Raw genomic sequence first — 22,266 nt, forward strand, 5'->3', positions numbered from 1 at the left:
CTCCGTGCGGTGCGATCCTCGGACAGCTCAAGAGGCCGGCCGTATCGGGACTCCCGCTGGCGACCGAGATTGCCGGCTGTGCTAGCAGGACGCGTCGGAACTACAGAGTAGGCGCTTGTGAAGACACGCACAAATCGCGATCTTGAAGACCGGTAACCCGCCTCCACCTGCCCCTCCGTTCCACAAGATCGATCCGGTGGCCCCGCACCGCCTCGCCGATTATTGCTCAATCCCGACTTCCCTCACTAATCGCGCGCCGGCCGGGCGGCGCCTGGTAGGGCTGGCCCTACGGGCGAAAGGCCGGACGACGGGATGGGGCCGGACGGTCCGGCTGCCTAGCCTCGAACCATGACCGCCGTTGCCGCCGCCGACCCGCCCGCCACCTCGCCCAGCGTCCCCCGCCAACTCCTGCACGACTCCAACTACGTGCTGCTCGGCCTGCCCCTGGCGCTGGCCAGCTTCGTGGTGTTGCTGGTGGGGCTGGCGCTCGGCCTGGGGCTGGTGGTGACCGTGATCGGCCTTCCGGTCCTCACCGGCACCCTCTACGTCGCCCGCGGGCTGGCCGACATCGAGCGGCTGCGGCTGCCCGCCGTGCTCGGCCAGGCCCGGATCCGGCCGGACTACCGGCAGCCCGAACCCGGCGCGGGCGTCTGGCGGCGGATCTTCATGCCGATCCGGGACGCCCAGTCCTGGCTCGACCTGGCCCACGGCATCCTCAAGCTGATCGTGTCCGTTGTCACCTTCGTGGTGACCGTCACCTGGTGGGCCGGGACCCTGAGCGGCTGCCTCTACTGGGCGTACGACTGGGCGCTGCCGCACGACCCCGGCAACCAGGACCTCAACGAGCTCCTCGGCCTGGGCGACTCCCCCGCCGCCCGGATCGGGCTGAACACCGCGATCGGGGTGTTCTTCCTGATCACCCTGCCGATGGTGGCCCGGGGGTGCGCGCGGCTCGAGGCCGGCTTCGCCCGCGCCCTGCTCACCGGGGTGGCCGAGATGCGCAACCGGATCACCGTGCTGGAGGAACAGAAGCGGGCCGCCGTCTCCGCCGAGGCCGCCGCGCTGCGCCGGCTGGAACGGGACATCCACGACGGCCCGCAGCAGCGCCTCGTCCGGCTGGCGATGGACCTGAGCCGGGCCCGCCAGCAGCTCGCCACCGACCCGGAGGCGGCCGGCCGGACCATCGACGAGGCGGTCACCCAGACCCGCGACACCCTCGCCGAGCTGCGCGCCCTGTCCCGGGGCATCGCCCCGCCGATCCTGGTCGACCGGGGGCTGCCCAGCGCGCTGGCGGCCCTGGCCGGGCGCGGGCTGGTCCCGGTCGAGCTGCGGATCGACCCCCGGCTGGAGGTTCCCGGCGGACGGCTCGACCCGGCCGTGGAGAGCACCGCCTACTTCGTGGTCGCCGAGGCGCTCACCAACGTCGCCAAGCACAGCGGGGCGACGGAGTGCGCGGTCGCGGTGACCTGGCACGAGCGCCGGCTGGCCGTCGGCGTGACCGACGACGGCCACGGCGGGGCGCACCTGGCCAAGGGGCACGGCCTGGCCGGGATCGCCGACCGGGTGCGGGCGGCCGGTGGCCGGCTGGACGTCGTCAGCCCCGCCGGCGGCCCGACCGAGGTCCGGGCGGAACTGCCGTTGTGAGCGTCGACGGTCCGGCCGCCGACCCGGACGTGGTAGACATCAGCATCATGCGGGTGGTCATCGCGGACGACGCCGTGCTGCTCCGGGAGGGGCTGGTGCGGCTGCTCACCGAACAGGGGCACGAGGTGGTGGCCGCCGTCGGCGACGGCGACGCGCTGGTCGAGGCGGTGGTGACCCACCGGCCGGACGTGTCGATCGTCGACGTGCGGATGCCGCCGTCGCACACCGACGAGGGGCTGCGCGCCGCCGTGGAGGCCCGCCGGCTGGTCCCGCGTACGCCGGTCCTGGTGCTCTCCCAGTACGTCGAGGTGTCGTACGCCGACGACCTGCTGGCCACCACCGGCGGCGCCGGCGGCGGCGGGGTGGGTTACCTGCTCAAGGACCGGGTGGCCGACATCGACGAGTTCATGGACGCGCTGGCCCGGGTGGCCGCCGGCGGCACCGTGCTCGACCCGGAGGTGGTGGGCCAGCTGCTGGTCCGTCGTCGGCGCGACGACCCGCTGCGCGAGCTGACCCCCCGCGAGCGCGAGGTGCTGGCCCTGATGGCCGAGGGGCACTCCAACACCGCCATCGCCCGCGCCCTGGTGGTCACCGACGGGGCGGTGGAGAAGCACGTCCGCAACATCTTCACCAAGCTGGGCCTGCCCCCGGACACCACCCAGCACCGCCGCGTCCTGGCCGTGCTGACCTACCTGCGCACCTGACCGGCCGCGGTCATCGGAGGGTGGCGGCGAGGGTGACCGCCTCGGTGAGGGTGTCGGCCACCGGGTGCCCGGACGCGCGCAGCCGGGCCTGGTCGGTGAACCCGCCCGTGTAGAGCACGGCCCGGCCGCCGACCGATTCGGCGGCGTCGGCATCGTCGATCGAGTCCCCGATCAGCACCACGTCGCGGCCGTCCACCCCCAGCTCGGTCAGGTGTCGCTCCAGCGACTCGGCCTTGCGGTCCCCGCCGACCGTGGCGCGCAGCCCGTCCACCCGGACGAACCGGCCGGTCAGCCCGTGGGTGTGCACCGCGGGCACCAGCTCGTCGTGGAACCACATCGACAGCAGCGACTGGCCGCCCGGCCAGGCCGCCATCGCCACCGCCGCGTCGTCGGCGAGCGCGCAGGTGGTCAGCCCGCTGCGGTACGCGTCGTGGAAGATCCGGTCCAGCTCGCCGAACGCCGCGTCGTCGACGGCCCGGCCGAGCACCTCGGCGTAGTAGTCGGCGATCGGGCGGCGGAACCGCACCCGGTGCTCGTCCGCGCTGACCGTCGGGCCGCCCACGCTGGCGAAGACGGCGTTGGTGGCCGCCACCACCAGGTCGAGGTCGTTGAGCAGGGTGCCGTTCCAGTCCCACACCAGATGGGGACGCGCAGGGGTCATCCCAGCACGATAGGACCCGCCCCGACCCGGGGGGAAGGGCGGGCGGGGCGGAGACCGGCGGCGCGGGCTTCAGAGCTGGGGGGTGGTCAGGTCCCGCAGCAGCCGCTCCTCCTCCACCCGCCAGTAGCCGTGCTCCTTGCCGTCGAGCAGCACCACCGGCAGCCGGTCGCCGTACTCGCGTTCCAGCTCCACGTCGCCGGTCACGTCCCGCTCGGTCCATCGGTCCCCCGTGACCGCCACCACCCGGTCGAGCGCCGTCTTGGCGTCCTCGCAGAGGTGGCAGCCGGGGCGGGTGATCAGGGCGAGCCGGGCGTCACTGGACATCGGGAACCTCCGTGCGGATGTCGGCCGGCACCACCGGGGACGGCGCCGGCCTGAGCTGGGTCTTGCGCACCTTGCCGATCGCCGAGTACGGCAGCGCGTCGACGGACTCGACGGCGGTCGGGCACTTGAACCGGGCCAGGTTACGGGCGCAGTGGGCGAGCAGCTCCTCCCCGGTCGCCGGGCGACCCGGCGCCGGCACCACGTACGCCCGGACAGTCTCCCCGGTCCACGGGTGCGGCACACCCAGTACCGCCGACTCGGCCACCCCCGGATGCTCGGCGAGCACCGCCTCCACCTCGTGCGGGTAGACGTTGAAGCCGTTGACGATGATCAGCTCGCCGAGCCGGTCGACCAGGCGCAGCTCGACGCCGGGCAGCGGGCGGCCGATCGAGCCGGCCTTCGGCACCCCGCCGACCAGCGTCGAGGTGAGCACCGGGGCGGTCTCGGTCAGGCCGTACCCGACGTGGAGCGCGCGGCCGGTGACCTCGGTGAACCGCGCCGCGACGGCCGGCTCCAGCGGCGCCGCGCCACACACCGCGACCCGGACGGCGGCCATGGCCGCCGTCGCCGCGTCGCGGTCCGCCGTGGACCAGCCGAGGAACATCGACGGTACGCCGACCAGCACGCTGACCCGGTGCCGGGCGATCTCGGCGAGCGCGGCGGCCGGGGCGAGGTCGTCGACCAGCACCCCGGTCGCGCCATGGTGGACGACCGCGCCCAGCCCCGCATTGAGCCCGTACGCGTGGAACAGCGGCAGGGCCAGCAGCACGGTGTCGTCGGGCCCGACCACCGGCGGGTCGATCCGGGCCACCTGCGCCTGGTTGGCCGCGAGCGCCCGGTGCGGCAGCATCGCGCCCTTCGGCCGCCCCTCGGTGCCCGAGGTGTAGAGCAGCACGGCGAGGTCGTCGCCGCCCCGCCGGGGGAAGCCGGCCCCGGGCTGCCCGGCGCCGGCCGGCGGGGAGGTGTGCACGGCGGCGAGCGCGGGCAGCTCGGCGGTGAGGCCGGCGACCAGGTCGGCCACCCACTCGGTGCAGATGAGCACGGCCGCGCCCGAGTCGGCCAGCGCGTGTCGCAGCTCCGGGCCGGTGAGGCCGGGGTTGAGCGGCACCGCCACCAGGCCGGCGCTCAGGGCCGCCAGGTAGCCGACCACGAAGTCGGGCGTGTTGGGCAGGGCGAGGGCGACCCGGGCCGGGCGGCCGGCACCGGCGGCCAGACCGCGCGGGGCGGGATTCGCCTGGGTAGGCCCGGGGCTGCCGCCGGGGGACGGTGGACGGTCGGCCGACACGGAGGGTGAGCGGGGCACCGGCTCGGTCGGGCGGCCGGGGGCGGCCAGGGCGTGCGCGACTGCGGTCACCGAGGCGTCCAGTTGCGACCATGTCAGGGTGGTGTCCCGCCAGCGCAACGCGGGACGTCGCCGTGGTCGGCCGCCGCCCGGCGGAGCCGTTCGACGAGGTTCGGCGTGGAGTCGTCGGCTGCGTGCTGCACGGTGGCAGAGTCTGGCACAGCCTCGTCTCACCGGCCACGCCCGAGCCGGGCCAGACGCCGCGCCCGGGCCCCGTCGGCACCGTCCCCGGGCACCGGTCGCACGCCGGCCGGCGGCCCACCGGAGGGGCCGACACCAGCCCGTTGACCTGGGGTTCCACTACGAACCAGCTCCCCGGGCGAAAGTCAATCACGCGCGACGGACAACCGGTCCGCCATCGGTGCGACAGGGCCGGAAATACTTCCGCCCTGTGTAACGGACTTGCCACGCACGGGTGACGTTGGCCCTATCATCACTCGGGTCGGCTCACCCCATTTGCCGTGAGTCGACACCCCTCAGCCCGAGGAGGCCCCCGTGCCTGTGAGCGCATTGGACCCACACCTCAAGGGGATCTGCCGCCTGTCGGCACATCCCGTAAGGACTCTGCCCGGCCATCCTGGCCCCGCCCACGCGGCGGCGTGTCGGCGGCCGGCGTGGGACCGGACCGGGGAGGCACGGTGACCAGTTTCAGCTACGCAGAGCGACCGGGCGGGCTGGCCGCAGCGGCCCACGCCGCCCTCAACGAACGGCTGGGCGTGTCGCGCGGCTCGGACGAAATGTGGAGCCAGCCCATGCACGGCGACGGGGCGTCCAGACGTCTGCCCAACCGCTCGCACCACAACGAGGCCCCACCTCGCCCGGCCGCGCCCGGGGGCAACGGCGGCCGGGTCGCCTCGCCGGCCAGGCCGCTGATGCCGGCCCAGGGCCGGCGCACCGGAGACACGCCGCCGACGACCGACCCGGCGGCGACCGAGACCGCGGTGCTGCCGGCGGTGCCCGCCGGCCCGCCCGCCGGGCCTGGCGGCACGCCGACCGGCTACCCGAGCCGGCCCGACCCGTCCGACCCGGCCACCGAGGTCTGGACGCTGATCGAGCGCGCCCAGGCCGGCGAGGCCGAGGCGTTCGGGCTGATCTACGACCGATACGTGGACACGGTCTTCCGCTTCGTCTACTTCCGGGTGGGCAACCGACAGCTCGCCGAGGACCTCACCTCCGACACGTTCCTGCGCGCCCTCAAGCGGATCGGCAGCTTCACCTGGCAGGGGCGGGACCTCGGCGCGTGGCTGGTCACCATCGCCCGGAATCTGGTCGCCGACCACTTCAAGTCCGGGCGGTACCGGCTGGAGGTCACCACCGGCGACGTGCTGGACGCCGACCGGGAGGATCGCGGGCCGGAGGGCAGCCCGGAGGCCGCCGTCGTCGAGCACATCACCAACGTCGCGCTGCTCACCGCCGTGAAGCAGCTCAACCCGGAGCAGCAGGAGTGCATCGTGCTGCGGTTCCTCCAGGGTTTCTCGGTCGCGGAGACCGCCCGGTCGATGGGCAAGAACGAGGGCGCGATCAAGGCGTTGCAGTACCGCGCGGTCCGGGCCCTGGCCCGGCTCCTGCCGGACGGTTTCCAGCCCTGATCCGACCGCCGCAGCGGGCCCCGACCCGGTTTCCCCCGGTCGGCCCCGACCCGGCCGCCGTGGCCCGCAGGGCTTCCGGTCGACACCCCGGCAGCGAAGGTTGCCCTGCTCACCCGCCCCCCGGACGATGGATCGACGCCCACCACAGCGTGACGGCCATCACTCTTCGTGGTTTCGCTCCCGCCGGCCCCGTAACCCGTGCCCAGCGCGGAGCGTTTCTCCGGGTGCGACCGGTGGTTGCCCCGGCATCCCCGGGCCCCACGGTCCGGACAGCGCGGCCGGCCACGGCCTTTCGTTCGTCGGCGCGCGCTGCCGCCGGTCGCTGGTGAGGACAGCGGCCGACCGGCCGTGACCAGCGAGAGGAGGTGCCTGCGGTGGACAGCTACCTCTTCTCCCGCCGGCGCGCCGAGCGCTTCGCGCAGCTTCTCGACGAAGCCAACGGCGGCCGACGTCACCACGTCAGGTCCCGGGCCGACGACCAGCTCGCCGCGCTCGTCGCGGTCAGCCGACAGCTCAACGCCGATCCCCCGACCGTCGAGATCGACACCGGCTTCCGCACCGGGCTGCGGGCGATGCTCGTCGCCACGGCCGAGCGTGAGGGTGCCGGCGCCACGGCGACCGGGTCGACCGAGGCGGGGCCGGCCGGCCACCGGGGTGCCGTCGCCGCCGGGCAGCGCGGCTCGTTCCTGCCCGCCGTGACCGCCCGCCGGGCCCGCGCCCGGGCCGCCATCCTGGTCGGGGTGGCCGCCGGCGCCATCGCCGTCTCCGGCATCTCCACCGCCAGCGAGAACGCGGTCCCCGGCGACGCCCTGTACGGCATGAAGCGCTCCACGGAGCGGGCCCAGCTCGCGCTGGCCAGCTCGGACCTCAGCCGGGGCCAGCTCTTCCTCGACTTCGCCCGCACCCGGCTCGACGAGGCCGCCGCGCTGCGCGGGGACCGGCTCGGTTTCGAGGCCGTCCTCGACGACATGGACTCGGACAGCCGCCAGGGCGTTCGGCTGCTGACCAGCGCCGCCGCGCAGCGCACCGACCCGGCCGGCCTGGACGCGGTGAACACCTTCGTCGCCGGGCAGCGCCGGGCGGTCGGCGACCTGCTCGACGGGGCCAGCCGGGCGGAGCGGGACCGGGTCCGCCGATCACTCGCCCTGCTCGACGCGATCCGGAAGCGCTCCGACGCCCTGCGCGCGGCCATCGACTGCGAGCTGCCGTCCCCGGCCGGCAGCGACGCGCTCGGCCCGACCCCCGCGGCCTGCCCCGGCGACCGCTGACCCACCCACCCCCGGCCCAGGCGCACGGCGGCTCCCGGCTCCCGGCTCCCGGCCCAGCTGCACGGCGGCTCCCGGCTCCCGGCCCAGCTGCACGGCGGCTCCCGGCTCGCGGCCCAGGCGCACGGCGGCTCGCGGCCCAGGCGCTCCCCCGTCCCGCCCCTCCCGGGGTGCCGGCGGGGCCTCTCACCAGCGGACGGGCAGTGTGCGCCACAGTTCCCGCTCGACGGTCCGGGCGGCCATTCGGTCCGGCTACGCTCGTGTGGAAGGCACTGGTCGGGGTCGTCGAGCGAGGGAGGTCGCGTGGCCCGTACCCGCAAGATGACGGTCAGCACCGACCGCCACGGTCACACGGCCGGTTGGGCGGAGACCGAGGCCGCGCCGGCCACCCCGGTCGCCCCCGACCCGGGGGCCGCCGCGTTCTTCGACGTGGACAACACGATGATGCAGGGCGCATCGATCTACTGGTTCGCCCGTGGCCTCGCCGCCCGGAAGTACTTCACCACCGGCGACCTGGCCCGGTTCGCCTGGCAGCAACTGCGGTTCCGGGTGCTCGCCACCGAGCACGCCGGGGACATGTCGCAGGCCAAGGAGGCCGCGCTGGCCTTCGTCGAGGGCTGGCGGGTGGACGACGTGGAACGGCTCGCCGAGGAGATCTTCGACGAGCTGATGGCCCCCCGGATCTGGGTCGGCACCCGCCGCCTCGCGCAGCGGCACCTCGACTCCGGCGAGCGGGTCTGGCTGGTCAGTGCCGCGCCTGTCGAGATCGGCCGGGTGATCGCGGCCCGGCTGGGCCTGACGGGAGCGATCGGCACGGTGGCCGAGGTGGTCAACGGCGCGTACACCGGCCGGCTGGTGGGCGACCTGATGCACGGCCCGGCCAAGGCCGAGGCGGTGGCCCAGCTCGCCGAGGTCGAAGGGCTGGACCTGTCGCGCTGCTCCGCCTACAGCGACTCCGCCAACGACCTGCCGATGCTCTCCACCGTCGGCCGGGCCGTGGCGATCAACCCGGACGGCACCCTGCTGCGGCAGGCCCGCCAACGGGGCTGGGAGGTGCGGGACTTCCGCACCGGCCGGCGGGCGTTCAGGATCGCCCTGCCGTCGACGGCAGCGGCCGGGCTGCTGGCCGGCGCAGTAAGCGCCGGCCTAGCCCTGCACCGCCGCCGCCACCCCCACTGACCCACCCCAACCCCACCCCAGCCCCCTGCCCCCACCCCGCCGGCACACGTTGATCAAGAGGTTTACGTCATCCCACGAGGGATTCCTGACGTAAACCTCTTGATCAACGCCTTGGGTGGGGGGTGCGGGGTGTGGGGGTTTGGGGTCAGGGGCCGAAGGGGTCGGGGCGGCGTTCCAGGAGGGTGTGCAGGGTCTGCTGGATGGTCTCCCGGACCTGGTCGGCGAGGTTGAACACGACCAGCGGGTCGTCGGCGGACTCGGTGAGGTGGGCGGTCGGGATCGGCGGGCAGAACTCGATCAGCCACTTGCTCGGCAACGGCACCATCCCCAGCGGGCCGAGCCACGGGAACGTCGGCGTGACCGGGAAGTACGGCAGCTTGAGCAGCCGGGCGAGGGGCTTGATGTCGGCGAGCATCGGGTAGATCTCCTCGCCGCCCACGATGGCCACCGGCACGATCGGGGTGCCGGTGCGCAGCGCCGCCGAGACGAACCCGCCCCGGCCGAAGCGTTGCAGCTTGTACCGGTCGGAGTAGAGCTTGCCGACGCCCTTGAAACCCTCGGGAAAGACGCCCACCAGCTCGCCGGAGCCGAGCAGCCGCTCGGCGTCCGGGTTGCAGGCGACCGTCCCGCCGGTCTTGCGGGCGACTGCGGAGAGCACCGGCATCCGGAAGACCAGGTCGGCGCCGAGCAGCCGCAGGTAGCGGTGGGCCGGGTGCTGGTCGTGCAGGGCGGCCGAGAGAATCAGCGCGTCCAGCGCCACGGTGCCGGAGTGGTTGCCGACCACCAGGCCGGCCCCGTCCGCCGGCACGTGCTCCAGGCCGGTGACCTCGGTGCGGAACCAGTCCCGGTAGAGCATCCGCAGCACCGGGTGGAAGACCGACTCGGTCAGGTCCGGGTCGAAGCCGAACTCGTCCACCGGGTAGTCGCCGGAGAACCGGCGGCGCAGGAACGCCAGCCCGGACGCGACCCGCCGGTCCCACACGTCCCCGGGCCCGTCCGAAACCGCCGGCTCCCGTGGTGCGGAAGCCGCCGGCTCACCCGTCGGGGCCGGGGTCGGGGCCGGGGCCGCGTCCGAGGTCGGGGCCGCGTCCGAGGTCGGGTGACGGCCGTTGCGCCGCGTCGGCTCCCCGTCCGGGCCGGCCACGACCAGCGGTACGTCGTACCGGCCGTTGGCCCCGGGCCGCCCGCCCTGCTCGTCCGGCCTGCTCACGGCTGCTCCCGTACGGCCGAACGCACCTGGCGGATGCCGTCGAGGACGGCCCGTTCGGCGGCGGCGAGCTGATCGCGGGTGACCACCACCCCGCCCTGGTGAGCGCGGATGAAGTCGTCGAACGCGGCGACGGTCGACCGGGGCGTGAAGCCGTACTCGCGCTCCAGCGCGGAGGTGTCGACCACCCGGCCGTGCACGAAGAGGTCGACCTGGTCCAGGCCGTACCGGCCGAAGCCGAGGTTGCGGGCCAGCGCGGCGGCCCCGGACAGGCCCGGTTCGAGCACCGGGACACCCACCCGGCCGGCCCGGCGGATCGCCTGGGACAGGGCGAGCACGCCCGGCCCGGCCACGTTGTACGTCCCCGGGTGGTCCTCGGCGACCGACCGGTGCAGCACCTCCAGCGCGTCGTCGAAGTGCACGAACTGCAGCCGGGGGTCCCGCCCGAACACCGTGGGCACGAACGGCTGGGAGAAGTACCGGGTCAGCGTGGTGTCGGCGGTGGAGCCGATGAACGGCGCGAACCGCAGCACGGTGGCGGTGACGTCGGGACGGCGGCGGCGGAAGCCGCGGACGTACCCCTCGATGTCGAGGATGTCGCGGCCGAAGCCGCCGCGCGGCACCTCGCGCGGCTCGGTCTCCTCGGTGAAGACCGCCGGGTCGCGGAACGACGCCCCGTACGCGGCGGTCGACGAGCGGACCACGAGCTTGCGCAGCCGGGGCGCCCGCTGGCAGGCGGCGAGGAGCTGCATGGTGCCGATGACGTTCTGCTCCTTCATCGCCGACCGCCCGCCCTGCTGCGCGTCGGGGGCCGTGACGAGGGCGAGGTGCACGACGGCGTCGACGTCGAGGTCGGCGAGGAGGCCGCCGAGGGAGTCGAGGTCGATCCGGATCAGCTCGACGCCGCCGAGCAGGCCGGCCAGCTCCGGGTTCGGGGCGGCCGGGTCGACGCCGATCACCCGCTCGATCCGCGGGTCGGCGGCGAGGCGGGCCGCGACGTGGGCGCCGAGGTAGCGACCAGTGCCGGTGACGACAACCACCCCCGGGGCACCTGGGGTGCCACCGGGGGTCATGTCGTGCACCTACCTCGGCAGGGGGGATCGAGCCGGGGCAACCGCGGCCTGATCACCTGAGCCTCCGAGGGTCGACAGTTGGCAAGCGACGTCGATGCCGGGCCGGGGCCCGGCCCGGGTCACTTGCCGAGACGGCGACGCTGGACGCGGGTCTTGCGCAGCAGCTTGCGGTGCTTCTTCTTAGCCATGCGCTTGCGGCGCTTCTTGACCACCGAGCCCATACGACGACAGCCTTTCGATTGCAACGTGCGGGGCGGACCGGATGACACCACGCTGTGGCGTCGACGACCGCTTGCGGACAACGGACCGGACCGACTGGCGGGCGGTGGGGCGCACCGGTGTCAGGTCACGGTCCGGTCCAGGGTAGCCGGAGAGCGTCAGCAGGACCAACGCGCCCCCGTCGATGCCCGTTACGTCGCACTCGGCAGGGTTATACCGGGGACGGATCAGGCGGTCTCCTGGAAGGCGCCCCGCAGGTACTCGTGCACCGCGTGCTCGGGCACCCGGAACGACCGGCCGACCCGCACGGCGGTCAGCTCGCCGCTGTGCACGAGGCGGTAGACCGTCATCTTGGACACCCGCATCACCGTCGCCACCTCGGCGACGGTGAGGAACTTGACCTCCGACAGCCGACCGTCGGACTGTGACCCGGCCATGGCTCACCGACCCATCCCATGCCCGGCGCGTGCCACCGGACGGGGTGCTCCCGCCAGGACGGGCTACGCGCGTGTTACCAGTACGGTAGCGGGACGGCTGTGACCGGCGCGATCCCTTCCAGTAACTGATCATGCCGAATGGCCGTTTCCTCAGCGGCCACCAGGCGTTTTCCGCCCGGACGCGCACGCCGTCACGGAGTATTCAGGGGCGCGGAAGGCGTCCGGTGGCTCCGGCGGCGCCACCGGAGCCACCGGACGGGTGCCCTGGCCCGCTTCCGGACGCGCACCAGGGCTCCGCGCTGGGAGCGCGCCTAGTGTCTCAGGCCCGCCCGGCAGCCCCGACGGCGGTCGATCATGAGGGTTGGGACGCCTCACCACCGCCGGCCACGCCTCGGCCGCAGGACTGGCCACGGCTCCCGTGACCACGGGCTGAGCTGCGTCAGTCCAGGCAGAACTCGTTGCCTTCGGGGTCGGCCATCACGATGAAGCCGGCGCCCATCGGGGGATCGGGCTCGTAGCGACGCACCCGCGTCGCCCCCAGCGCGGCGAGCCGGTCGCACTCGACCTCCAGCGCCGCCATCCGCCCCTCCCCCCGCAGGCCGGGAGCCACCGGACGTCGAGGTGGACGCGATTCTTGGCAACCTTGCCCTCGGAAACAAATAGCAAGAATCGGATATTCTGGTCGTTGTTGTGCGGGCAGAATTGACGAACCAAGAACCGATCCGAAACGTCAGCCGAGGGGCTAACGCAGGATCGCCTCGACGAAGTCTGCGCCGAGTCGGGCGCAGACGGTGAGGTCGAGTTGGTAGAGCACATATCGCCCGCGTCGGCCGACGGTCACCAAACCGGCCTGTCTGAGCACCGCCAGGTGCCGGGAGACCTCGGGCGCGGTCAGCTGCCATGCGTCGGCGAGTTCGCCGGTGGTGTGCGGTCCGCGGGCGATGGTACGGGCGAGCCTACGCCGCACCGGGTGCGCGAGGGCGTCCATACGCCGCTGCACGCCCTGCAGCGAGATCGGGTGTGGCAGGCCCGGTTCGGCGACCGGGTATTGAATCACGGGCTGCCAGCCCGGGGCGTGCACCACCAGCAGGTGGGGGTGTCCGAAGGCACTGGGAATGAAGGTGACCCCGCCGCCGTGCGCGGCAGTCGCGTTGTCCTGCAGTTTGTCGACCACGATCCGGTTGTCCTGCAGCGAGACCGACGGTGACACGGCGGTGAGCATGGCCGAAAGACCGTGGTGCGCCAGCAGGTCCGCCTTATGCCGGGAGTCCGCGGCGAGCTGGTGCTGCACTCGTGCCCATGATTCAGCGAAGAACGCCTGCTCGCAGTCCTCGAGCAGGTGCCGTACCCACGTCCGCACACGCGGCGGGTCGGCCAGCAGCCGCTCGGCGAACTCGGCCTGCCGAGGGCCGCGGGCAAACGCCAGCTCGAGCGCCTTCTCGCGCGAGAAGCGGCGGTACAGCGGCGTCGAGCCGCAGCTGGTGGTTATCAACGCCGAGAACACGTACGTCTCGTCGTCGAGCCGATCGATCTCGTCCAACTCCTCCGCCAGCGTGGCCTGCGGCCGACTGGGCACGAAGAAGTCGGCACGTGAGGACCGCCAGAGGAAGTCGGCCTCGATCATGCGCTCGCTGAGTTCCGGTTTGAGTGAGGCCGAGGTGGCCGCGATCCAGCCGTGCAGTGCCGGGTGGTGGCCGGGCTCGGACAGCGCATGCAGCATCGAGGTCAGCTCGGCCAACGGCGAGGGCGCGACCAGGAACCGCTCTTGCGCCACGCTGGTGATGTCGATCGAGATGGCCATGCTCCCCATGGTGCCCGCCCACCCGGCCCGACCGCCCGCGGGTTGACGATCCCCGTCAACCCGCGAGCGTCCCAGCCTAGCTGCGGGGACATTCGACGGCGTGCGCAGATATGTGGCGGCCTTGGTGGTCGATTCGGTGGGCGGCGGGATGTTACGGCCGTTCCTGGTGCTCTATGGCGTGACCGTGCTCGGGTTGGGGGTGGGCGAGGCGGGTGTCGCGCTGTCGGCGGGCTTGCTGATAGGACTTGCCGTGCTCCCACTCGTGGGCCGGTGGATCGACCGGGGAGCGCGGTCGGCAGTGGTCGCGGCGACGCTGTTCGTCCGCGTCGCCGGGGTAGTCGTACTGCTTGCAGGCCACGGATCGGTCGCCTTCGCCACTGCGTCGGCCCTATTGGGGATCGGCGGTCAGTCCTTCCCCGCAGCGCACGCGGCGGTGGTGGCAGCGCTCAGACAGGGCCGCGAACGGGATGCCGCGCTCGCGATGGCGCGAGCGGTGCGCAACGCCGGGCTCGGCGCAGGCGCGCTGCTTGCGATGATCGCCGTGGCCGGTGGCGGGAACGTCCTGAACGGCCTGATGGCCATCACCGCCCTCGCATTCCTTGTCGCGGGCGGGCTCGCGCTATCGACAAGAGTGACTGCCGTGGAGTCGAAGCACGACCACGGTACCGGCACTCCGCCCAGCATGGCCGTACTGCTCGTGGCCAACCTCCCCTTCGCCATGTGCTTCAGCGTGCTCGAGGTGGTGTTGCCGGCGTTGCTCGTGACCCGGATGCAGGCAAGCGCTGTCTGGCCGGCGGCTCTGTTCGTAGGCAACACGGTGCTAGTGATCTTGTTTCAGGTGCCCATCGTCAAATGGTTGTCAAAATGGGCCCGCGGCGCGGCCTACGCCGCTTCGGGGGTGGTGCTTGGCCTGTCCTATCTGGGCTTCTGGGTGGGCGAGGCGATGGGGGCGGGGGCCATCGCCGTGTTCGGCGTCGTCTATACCCTGGGCGAGATCCTCTACACCGGAAGCGGAACCGCCCTCGCGATCGCGGCCACGCCACCGGCGCAACTGGGCCGCGCCCTGGTGCGTTTCCAGCTTTCCACCGGACTTGGCATGGCATGCGCCCCGGCCGCGCTCATGGGGCTGCTCGAGGTTGACCCGGCCCTGCTGTGGGGATGCCTCACTGTAGCGACTCTTGCGGCGGCTCTTGCCGTTAGCTGGAGGCCCGTCGTTCGTGCCGACATCGGTGCGACAAGAATGTGAGCGGGAGGCCCAGCCGTCCCAGGCTGATCGACCAGCATCGAGCTGCGTCAGTCCAGGCAGAACTCGTTGCCTTCGGGGTCGGCCATCACGATGAAGCCGGCGCCCATCGGGGGATCGGGCTCGTAGCGACGCACCCGCGTCGCCCCCAGCGCGGCGAGCCGGTCGCACTCGACCTCCAGCGCCGCCATCCGCTCCTCCCCCCGCAGGCCGGGAGCCACCCGGACGTCGAGGTGGACGCGATTCTTGGCGACCTTGTCCTCCGGCACCTGCTGGAAGAACAGCCGTGGGCCGCGCCCGTCCGGATCCTCGATCGCCGACCTCGTGTTGCGCTGTTCCTCCGCCACGCCGATCCGCGCGAGGAAGTCGTCCCACGCGGCCAGCGGGTCGGCGTCCTCGGGCAGGTCGACCCCGGGCGGGCCGGGATGGACGTAGCCCAGCGCTTCGCGCCAGAAGTGCGACAGCGCCCGCGGGTCGTGGGCGTCGAAGGTGACCTGGATGTGGCGGCTCATCGGATTGCTCCGTTCGCAGCGGCCTCCAAATGCGGGTAGAGGTCACGCAGCAGGCAGACCTCGGACAGGTGGTGGATCAACTCGCGGTGGATGTGCAGCACCAGATCGGCCATGAGCAACTCGGGGAAGGGCTCCTTCGCGCCGACCGGCACCCGGAGTCCGGCCTCGCCGAGGTCGCGCACCCCGGCCAGCCAGGCGTCGAGCTGGGCCTCGAGCTGGTCGAGCGCGGTGGCCGCGCTGCCGGCGTACTCCCAGGTCTCGTACGACGCCGCCGGCGCGCCGAAGTGCGCGGCGTTGCGCGTGGCGAGCACGCCGACGAGGACGTGGCCGAGCCGCCAGGCGATCGTGGTGAACGGCGCGGGGTCCGGCGTGGGAAAGGCGTAGTCGATCGTGAAGTCCCCGGTGCCGCCCTGCACGGGCGCGGTCGAGCTGCCGCGCGGGCGCACGCTCCAGGCGCCCGGCGCCGGCGACCAGAAGTACTCCTCGTCGGTGAGGCCGGCGAGCCGGGCTCGGAGCTGATGGTTCCAGTGGAACTCGAACTGCTCGCGCAGCGTCCGGTTCCAGTCGAGTGCGTCTGCGTCCATGGAGTCACCCTGACACCCCTGGCGGACAGGATCGGTCCGCTATCCGTGACAGGGTGGGCGACATGGGCGTGGCACGCGGCGACGAGCGGGGTACGACGGAGCGGGTGCTCACCCTGCTCGGGCTGTTGCAGCAGCGCCAGGTCTGGACCGGCCCCGAGCTCGCCGCCCGGCTCGGGGTCACGCCGCGCACCGTACGGCGTGATGTGGGGCGGCTGCGCACGCTCGGCTATCCGGTGCATGCCAGCCAGGGTGTCGGCGGCGGCTACCAGCTCGGCCCGGGGCAGAACCTGCCCCCGCTGCTGCTCGACGACGAGGAGGCGATCGCCACCGCGGTCTCGCTGCTCGCCGGCGCGGGTGGCGGGGTCGCCGGCGCCGGCGACGCCGCACTCCGGGCGCTGACCAAGCTCGACCAGGTGCTGCCCGGCCGGCTGCGGCACGAGGTGCGTGCGCTCTCCGGCTCGGTGGAGTCCTTCGGCGGCGGCCGCCCGCCGGTCGACCCCGAGGTGCTCATGACGCTGGCCAGAGCCTGCCGCGACGGGGTCGAGGCCGGCTTCGACTACCCGACCGGGAGCGAGGCGCGGCGGCGGGTCGAGCCCTACCGCCTGGTCGCCTCCGACCGGTGCTGGTACCTCCTCGCCTTCGACCTCGACCGCGACGGCTGGCGCAGCTTCCGCGTCGACCGGATGACCGAGGTGTCGGCACGGACCTGGCGCTTCCGCCCACGCGCGGCGCCCGATGCGGCGACGTACGTGCAGGAGGGTGTGGCGAGCCGGGCCTATCCGCACCAGGCGCGATTCCTCGTGCACGCGCCGGCCGACACGGTGCGCGCGAAGATCCCGGCGTCGGCGGCCGTCGTACGACGGCGAGGGAGCGAGCGCTGCGAGGTGCTCAGTGGCGCCGGCAGCCTCGACTTCGTGCTCATCCACATGCTCCTGCTGGGGCACGACTTCACGGTGCTCGACCCCCCGGAGCTCGGGGGCCGCTGTCGCGCGCTGGCGGAGCGACTGCTGTCGGCCGGTGGCGCGATCTCACCGGTGCCGGACACGGAGCAGCCGTGAGCCGCGACCAGGCCGGGCACGGTCAGCCGGCCGCCGAACGGGCGTAGCCGACGCACTCGTCGTGCAACCCCGACCAGAACTCGCCGAACGCCTGCACGGACGCCTTCTCCAGCGTCCGCCGGTCGTGCACCACCGCCCTGAAGAACGCCAGGAACCGCTCCTCGCCGAACCGGTCGACGAGGTGCCGCACGGCCAGGTAGCCGACGCCGTAGCTGCCGCCGACCCGCTGGGCGGAGGCGTCGTCTGCCGGGGCCAAGTCGGCCAGCCGGCCGTTCCAACCGCCGCCCGGGGCGAGCATCCCGCGCACCTCGGCCAGCCCCTCGTACCGGCCGACCGGCGTTGCGCCGGCACCCGCGTACTCGGCGATCCCCTCCACCAGCCACCAGGTGGACGTGCCCGGGTATCCGCGCTCGGGCAGGGACGCGGCGTGGGTCAGCTCGTGCCGGAGCAGGTCGTCAGCGCCGGTGGCGGAGAGCACGTCGGCGTTGAGCACCACCTCGTAGTGGCCGCCGCCGACGGTGACGGCGTACCCGCCGGTCCACTGCGGCCGGCCGCCGCCGTACCAGCTCAACCACTCGGCGCGGCCGGCGTAGAAGACCCGGTACCGGTCGGGCGGCGTGCCCCCGACCGCGTAACCGTCGGCGACCCGGGCCGCCGCCTCGGCCTGGCGGAGCAGGCCGGGCAGCTTCCCGCGCAGCGCCGGGGTGGTGGCCACGACGGTACGCGGACCGACCGCGACCACCAGCTCGCTGACCTCCCACGGCCGGGTGCCGGTCTCGACGGACCGGGACTCCTCCATGGCGACCAGCCGGGGCGTCCCGGCCACCTCGCGCCACCGGGTGCCGATCAGCACGGGGCTCGGCCGGCAGCCGGGCACCACGAGGCAGTACTGGAAGCGGACGATGATCCGCCACTCGTCGGGCCGGCCGGGGACCGTGGTCGGCAGGCCGGTCTGCTCGGGCCGCCAGACGGTGACCCGCAGCTCCCGCAGGGCGGCGTACCGGCGGGTGAGGGCGGGGTGGGCGGCCGGCTCGGCGACGGCGAGGAACCCGGCCCGGTCGCCGCCGAGCAGTGCGGTGGCCTGGCGGTCGAGCTGGGCGGCGATCCGCTCGCCGAGCTGCCGTGCCGCCCGGGCGGCGGGGTCGTCGGCGGACGCGCCGAGCCGGCCGACCGTCGGCCGGCCCTTGGCCTCGTGCAGGACGCCGACCAGCAGCACGGCCGGGAGGCCGCAGGTGAGCAGCAGGAGGACCACGCCGAGTGCTGCCCAGAGCGGCCCGGGTCGGCGTCGCCTCGGTTCGTCCCACCCGTCCAGCCCGTCGGTCACCCGGCGAAGGTTACGACCTCCGGGCCGTTCGGGCGAGCGCCGCCCCGCCGTCCGGCGGGCGGGGCTACTTCTTCGAGACGAGGGCCCGGCCGAAGAAGGCCAGGTTGGCGGGGCGCTCGGCGAGCCGGCGCATCAGGTAGCCGTACCAGTCGGTGCCGTACGGCAGGTAGGTGCGGACCTGGTAACCCTCGCCGACCAGCCGGGCCTGCTCCTCCGGCCGGATGCCGTAGAGCATCTGGAACTCGAAGTGGTCGGCCCCCCGGTCGAACCAGCGGGCCCGGTCCTCGCCGATGGCGATCAGGCGCGGGTCGTGGGTGGCCAGCATCGGGTACCCGTCGCCGGACATCAGGATGTTCATGCACCGCACGTACGACTTGTCCACCTCGCGGGCGGACTGGTACGCCACCGACTCCGGCTCCTGGTACGCCCCCTTGCACAGCCGCACCCGGGACCCGACCGACGCCAGCTCCCGGCAGTCCGACTCGGTCCGCCGCAGGTACGCCTGGAGCACCGCGCCGGTCGACGGGAAGCTCTTGCGCAGCCTGGCCAGCACGTCCAGGGTCGAGTCGGTGGTGGTGTGGTCCTCCATGTCCAGGGTGACCGTGGTGCCCGCCTCGTCCGCCGCCGCGCAGATCGCCCGCGCGTTGTCGTACGCGAGCTGCTCGTCGAACATCTGGCCGAGCGCCGAGAGCTTCACGCTGACCTCGGCGGCGGGGGTGAGCCCGGCGGCGGAGAGCAGTTTCAGCAGCCTCAGGTACTCGTCCCGGGTCGCGGTGGCGTGTTCTGGGGTGACGGTGTCCTCGCCGAGGTTGTCGAGGGTGACCGCGAGGCCGTCGGCGACGAGTTCGCGGGTCGCGCGCAACGCGTCGTCGGTGCCGGAGCCGGCGACGAAACGACGGACGACGTCCCGGGTGAACGGGGCCGTCGCGACAAGCCGCTCGACCTGGGATGACCGGGAGGCGGCAAGGATGACGGAACGGAGCATGAGCCGAGGGTAGCGCCCGATCGTGTCCCCGCGCCGGGGGGCGGGCATCGCACGTCGACCCGTCCCCCCGGGGCTGCCGAGGTGGCGCGGATCGGCTACAACGATCCACGTGGAAGAACGTCCCCGACGCCGGCTCCGGTCGGCCACCGTGCAGCTCGGCGCGCTGACCGCCCTCGCGCTCACCCTCTCCGGCTGCAACATGTCCTCCGACGACGACGATGACTGTGCACTCGGGCCGGCCGGTGGCGGGACGACCGTGGCGCTGGCGATGAACGTGCCCGCCACCGCCACCGCCACCCGCACGGAGCCGGGGTCGGTCACGGCGGCCGTGCCGGAGCGCGGCGGGTTCGGCACCCACCTCGCCTCCTGCGGGGGCTGACGTGCGGCGCGAGGCGGCCACCCCCCGCCCGGACTGGGACGCCACCGTCCGCTCGCAGGGCCTGGTCTACATCGACACCGAGCTGCCCGACGGCGGGATCATGTCGTACTGGGACGAGACCGCGGCGTACGTCTTCGGCCTGGCGGAGGTGCTCCGGCTGGAGGAGGCGACCGCGGAGCTGCACCGGATGTCCGTCGCCGCCGCCGAGCACATCGTGGCCCGCAACCGGTACGCCGAGCTGGGCATCCCGGCCTGGGCGGCCGAGGCGGTGGCCCGGTCGCTGCGCGAGGCGCCGCCGAGCCTCTACGGCCGCTTCGACCTCCGCTACGACGGCACCTGGCCGCCGAAGCTGCTGGAGTACAACGCCGACACCCCGACCTCGCTGGTCGAGGCGAGCATCGTCCAGTGGTACTGGCTGGAGCAGACCCACCCCGAGGCTGACCAGTGGAACAGCCTGCACGAGCGGCTCGTCGCCGCCTGGGCGAAGTTCGGTGCCGACCTGCACGACAAGCAGGTGCACGTGACCTGGTCGAACGAGGAGGAGTCCGGCGAGGACCAGATCACCGCCGGGTACCTGGCCGAGACGGCCCGGCAGGCCGGGCTCGCGGCGGAGCTGCTGCCGATCCAGGACGTCGGCTGGGACGGCCGGCGCTTCGTCGACGCCGCCGACCGGCCGGTCACCACCTGCTTCAAGCTCTACCCCTGGGAGTGGATGCTCGCCGAGCCGTACGGCCCGCTGGCGCTGGCCCCGGGCACCCCGACCACCTGGATCGAGCCGGCGTGGAAGCTGCTGCTGTCCAACAAGGCGCTGCTCGCCGTGCTGTGGGAGCTGTACCCCGGCCACGAGTACCTGCTGCCGGCGTACCTGGACTCGCCGCGCGGCATGACCGAGTACGTGGCCAAGCCGCTGCTCGGCCGGGAGGGCGGCTCGGTGCGGATCGTCACCGGCGGCAAGGAGATCACCAATCCGGGCAGTTACGGCGACGAGGGATTCTGCTACCAGGAGTTCCGGGCCCTGCCGGAGTTCGCCGGCAACCATGTGGTGCTGGGCAGCTGGATCGTCGACGGGCAGCCAGCCGGCGCGGGAGTCCGGGAGAGCCGGAGTCTGATCACCGACGGCTACGCCCGGTTCCTGCCGCACTACATCGACACACCGCGACTCCCCTAAGTCGTCTACGGTTGAAGGCGTGAACTTCGACGCGTACGCCCGGACCGGGGTTGACCTCGTCAACGCCCGACTGGACGACCTCGACGACCTGCGGGCCATCTTCCCTGACGACAACGCTTGGATGCGTGACGAGGTCGCGGAGCGGGACCTCGCGACCTTCCGGCGGGCGCAGAAGCGCCTGCGCGACATCTTCGACTACGGCACCTCCGGGCGGGACTCCGAGGCGGTGGCCGAGCTGAACACGATGCTGGAGGCGTACCCGGTTCAGCCGCGCATCTCCGGCCACGACTCCAGCGACTGGCACATGCACGTGACCAGCCGGGGCGCCTCGGTGAGCGCGGAGTACCTGGCCGGCGCCGCGTGGGGGCTGTCGGTCTGGCTCTGCGAGTACGGCAGTGCCCGGTTCGGGGTCTGCGCCGACGAGCGCTGCGGCAACGTCTACCTGGACACCTCGTCGAACTGCTGCCGGCGGTTCTGCTCGGAGCGCTGCGCGACCCGCTCGCACGTGGCCGCGCACCGGGCCCGCAAGCGCGCGGCGATCGGCGAGCAGGTCGCCGCGCCGGCCGACGAGTCCCTCACCCCGGTGAGCTGACCCACCCCACCCCACCCCACCCCCACGGCCCGCCCCCGCACTTTCACGGGAAGAGTGGCCATCCGGGTCGGAATAACCACTCTTCCCGTGAAAGTGCGGAGAGGGGCGCTGGGCGGCGGCCGCGCCCGGGCGGGTCAGGCGTCGACCGGGGACGGGGCGGTGAGGTGGGCGCGGGCGAACTCCAGGGCCTCGCGCAGGTCGGCCTCGCGGACCGCGCGGCTCTTCGCGCCCCGGGTGGTGACCTCCACGGCGACCGAGCCGGTGAAGCCGCGCCCGGCGAGCGACCGGAGCAGCTCGGCGCAGGGCTGCGTGCCGCGCCCCGGGACCAGGTGCTCGTCGCGTCCCTCGCCGGTGCCGTCGCCGAGGTGCACGTGGGCCAGGGCGGCACCCATCCGGTCGGCCATCTCCAGCGAGTCGGTGTGTGACGCGGCGCAGTGCGACAGGTCGAGCGTGTACGACGGGTAGCCGGTCTCGGTCGGATCCCAGCCCGGCAGGTACGGGACGAACTGCCGGCCGGCCATCCGCACCGGGTACATGTTCTCCACCCCGATGCGCAGGCCGTCGAACTCCTCGGCGATCGTCGCCAGCCCATCGGCGAAGTTCCGGGCGTAGTCCCGCTGCCAGGTGAAGGGCGGGTGCACCACGACGGTCGGCGCCTCCAGCGTCTCGGCCAGCTCGGCGGCCCGGCGCAGCCGCTCCCACGGGTCGGGGCTCCACACCCGTTGGGTGACCAGCAGGCAGGGCGCGTGCACGGAGAGCACCGGCACCCCGTAGTGCTCGGCCAGGCCGCGCAGCGCCCCGGCGTCCTGGCTCACGGCGTCGGTCCAGACCATCACCTCGACGCCGTCGTAGCCGAGCTCCGCAGCCAACTGGAACGCCGCCGCGGTCCGCTCAGGGAAGACCGAGGAAGTGGACAGGAGCACCGGCACGCGGGAAGTCACACCAGCCAGGGTAGCCCGGTCTGGCTGCGGCATCG

General features: G+C 73.4%; 24 protein-coding genes. 10 read left to right on the forward strand and 14 right to left on the reverse strand.

Annotation, left to right across the window (positions count from 1 at the left end; all coding sequences use genetic code 11):
- Positions 1–348 precede the first annotated feature (348 nt).
- Positions 349–1,644, forward strand: coding sequence for a sensor histidine kinase (locus GVV04_RS08090; RefSeq protein WP_161686116.1), 1,296 nt, complete (start codon positions 349–351; stop codon positions 1,642–1,644).
- A 47-nt stretch (positions 1,645–1,691) separates the two neighbouring features.
- A complete protein-coding gene (locus tag GVV04_RS08095) occupies positions 1,692–2,348 on the forward strand; it encodes a response regulator (protein ID WP_161686778.1) in 657 nt (218 codons plus the stop codon).
- Positions 2,349–2,358: 10 nt separating this feature from the next.
- Here the strand turns inward: GVV04_RS08095 and GVV04_RS08100 are convergent, their stop codons facing one another.
- From GVV04_RS08100 to GVV04_RS08110, 3 genes are all read right to left on the reverse strand, one after another.
- Positions 2,359–3,009, reverse strand: coding sequence for an HAD family hydrolase (locus tag GVV04_RS08100; protein WP_161686118.1), 651 nt, complete (start codon positions 3,007–3,009; stop codon positions 2,359–2,361).
- Positions 3,010–3,078: 69 nt separating this feature from the next.
- Complete coding sequence (locus GVV04_RS08105) at positions 3,079–3,333, reverse strand: glutaredoxin family protein (RefSeq protein ID WP_161686120.1); 255 nt, start codon at positions 3,331–3,333, stop codon at positions 3,079–3,081.
- Positions 3,323–4,687 (reverse strand): AMP-binding protein, encoded by a 1,365-nt coding sequence (locus GVV04_RS08110; RefSeq protein ID WP_328822264.1) that lies wholly within the window; start codon positions 4,685–4,687, stop codon positions 3,323–3,325. Before GVV04_RS08110 ends, GVV04_RS08105 begins: the two co-directional genes overlap by 11 nt.
- Positions 4,688–5,412: 725 nt before the next feature.
- Here GVV04_RS08110 and GVV04_RS08115 point away from each other — a divergent pair.
- From GVV04_RS08115 to GVV04_RS08125, 3 genes are all read left to right on the forward strand, one after another.
- Positions 5,413–6,264 (forward strand): ECF subfamily RNA polymerase sigma factor, BldN family, encoded by an 852-nt coding sequence (locus GVV04_RS08115; RefSeq protein ID WP_235965864.1) that lies wholly within the window; start codon positions 5,413–5,415, stop codon positions 6,262–6,264.
- Between the two features lie 374 nt (positions 6,265–6,638).
- Positions 6,639–7,532, forward strand: coding sequence for a DUF5667 domain-containing protein (locus tag GVV04_RS08120; protein WP_161686124.1), 894 nt, complete (start codon positions 6,639–6,641; stop codon positions 7,530–7,532).
- A 318-nt stretch (positions 7,533–7,850) separates the two neighbouring features.
- The gene (locus tag GVV04_RS08125) at positions 7,851–8,708 is read left to right on the forward strand and encodes an HAD family hydrolase (RefSeq protein WP_201753190.1); all 858 of its coding nucleotides are present in this window, start codon (positions 7,851–7,853) and stop codon (positions 8,706–8,708) included.
- 145 nt (positions 8,709–8,853) lie between these two features.
- On the opposite strand, the gene GVV04_RS08130 is transcribed toward GVV04_RS08125, so the two are convergent.
- From GVV04_RS08130 to GVV04_RS08155, 6 genes are all read right to left on the reverse strand, one after another.
- Positions 8,854–9,690: a lysophospholipid acyltransferase family protein gene (locus tag GVV04_RS08130; protein WP_161686780.1), complete on the reverse strand. Its 837-nt coding sequence runs from the start codon at positions 9,688–9,690 to the stop codon at positions 8,854–8,856.
- Between the two features lie 224 nt (positions 9,691–9,914).
- On the reverse strand, positions 9,915–10,988 hold the full coding sequence (locus GVV04_RS08135) for an NAD-dependent epimerase/dehydratase family protein (protein ID WP_161686128.1): 1,074 nt from the start codon (positions 10,986–10,988) through the stop codon (positions 9,915–9,917).
- A 119-nt stretch (positions 10,989–11,107) separates the two neighbouring features.
- A complete protein-coding gene (locus tag GVV04_RS08140; protein ID WP_007465623.1) occupies positions 11,108–11,209 on the reverse strand; it encodes a 30S ribosomal protein bS22 in 102 nt (33 codons plus the stop codon).
- Between the two features lie 225 nt (positions 11,210–11,434).
- Positions 11,435–11,644, reverse strand: coding sequence for a helix-turn-helix domain-containing protein (locus GVV04_RS08145; protein WP_007465625.1), 210 nt, complete (start codon positions 11,642–11,644; stop codon positions 11,435–11,437).
- Between the two features lie 439 nt (positions 11,645–12,083).
- Complete coding sequence (locus GVV04_RS34740; protein WP_235965731.1) at positions 12,084–12,224, reverse strand: VOC family protein; 141 nt, start codon at positions 12,222–12,224, stop codon at positions 12,084–12,086.
- Between the two features lie 162 nt (positions 12,225–12,386).
- Positions 12,387–13,445, reverse strand: a complete 1,059-nt coding sequence (locus GVV04_RS08155) for a DUF5937 family protein (RefSeq protein ID WP_161686130.1) — start codon at positions 13,443–13,445, stop codon at positions 12,387–12,389.
- A gap of 100 nt (positions 13,446–13,545) precedes the next feature.
- Here GVV04_RS08155 and GVV04_RS08160 point away from each other — a divergent pair, with 100 nt between their 5' ends.
- Positions 13,546–14,691 (forward strand): MFS transporter, encoded by a 1,146-nt coding sequence (locus tag GVV04_RS08160; RefSeq protein WP_161686132.1) that lies wholly within the window; start codon positions 13,546–13,548, stop codon positions 14,689–14,691.
- 47 nt (positions 14,692–14,738) lie between these two features.
- Here GVV04_RS08160 and GVV04_RS08165 read toward each other — a convergent pair whose 3' ends face one another.
- Complete coding sequence (locus GVV04_RS08165; RefSeq protein ID WP_161686134.1) at positions 14,739–15,200, reverse strand: VOC family protein; 462 nt, start codon at positions 15,198–15,200, stop codon at positions 14,739–14,741.
- Complete coding sequence (locus GVV04_RS08170) at positions 15,197–15,784, reverse strand: DinB family protein (protein WP_161686136.1); 588 nt, start codon at positions 15,782–15,784, stop codon at positions 15,197–15,199. Before GVV04_RS08170 ends, GVV04_RS08165 begins: the two co-directional genes overlap by 4 nt.
- A gap of 62 nt (positions 15,785–15,846) precedes the next feature.
- Here GVV04_RS08170 and GVV04_RS08175 point away from each other — a divergent pair, with 62 nt between their 5' ends.
- The gene (locus tag GVV04_RS08175; protein WP_161686138.1) at positions 15,847–16,842 is read left to right on the forward strand and encodes a helix-turn-helix transcriptional regulator; all 996 of its coding nucleotides are present in this window, start codon (positions 15,847–15,849) and stop codon (positions 16,840–16,842) included.
- Between the two features lie 22 nt (positions 16,843–16,864).
- On the opposite strand, the gene GVV04_RS08180 is transcribed toward GVV04_RS08175, so the two are convergent.
- Positions 16,865–18,166, reverse strand: a complete 1,302-nt coding sequence (locus GVV04_RS08180; RefSeq protein ID WP_161686140.1) for a M1 family metallopeptidase — start codon at positions 18,164–18,166, stop codon at positions 16,865–16,867.
- Positions 18,167–18,230: 64 nt separating this feature from the next.
- Positions 18,231–19,151 (reverse strand): proline dehydrogenase family protein, encoded by a 921-nt coding sequence (locus tag GVV04_RS08185; protein ID WP_161686142.1) that lies wholly within the window; start codon positions 19,149–19,151, stop codon positions 18,231–18,233.
- Between the two features lie 109 nt (positions 19,152–19,260).
- On the opposite strand from GVV04_RS08185, the gene GVV04_RS08190 reads away from it, so the two are divergent.
- From GVV04_RS08190 to GVV04_RS08200, 3 genes are read left to right on the forward strand one after another with little or no spacing between them, the layout of a single operon-like run.
- The gene (locus GVV04_RS08190) at positions 19,261–19,530 is read left to right on the forward strand and encodes a hypothetical protein (protein ID WP_328822267.1); all 270 of its coding nucleotides are present in this window, start codon (positions 19,261–19,263) and stop codon (positions 19,528–19,530) included.
- A gap of 1 nt (position 19,531) precedes the next feature.
- Entirely contained in the window at positions 19,532–20,698 is a 1,167-nt protein-coding gene (locus tag GVV04_RS08195; RefSeq protein WP_161686144.1) for a glutathionylspermidine synthase family protein, read from the forward strand.
- 19 nt (positions 20,699–20,717) lie between these two features.
- Entirely contained in the window at positions 20,718–21,290 is a 573-nt protein-coding gene (locus tag GVV04_RS08200; protein WP_161686146.1) for a CGNR zinc finger domain-containing protein, read from the forward strand.
- Positions 21,291–21,424: 134 nt separating this feature from the next.
- On the opposite strand, the gene GVV04_RS08205 is transcribed toward GVV04_RS08200, so the two are convergent.
- On the reverse strand, positions 21,425–22,231 hold the full coding sequence (locus GVV04_RS08205) for a sugar phosphate isomerase/epimerase family protein (protein WP_328822268.1): 807 nt from the start codon (positions 22,229–22,231) through the stop codon (positions 21,425–21,427).
- Between the last annotated feature and the right edge of the window lie 35 nt (positions 22,232–22,266).

The organism is Micromonospora rubida, from assembly GCF_009908295.1.
GTDB classification, from domain to species: Bacteria; Actinomycetota; Actinomycetes; order Mycobacteriales; family Micromonosporaceae; genus Micromonospora; species Micromonospora rubida.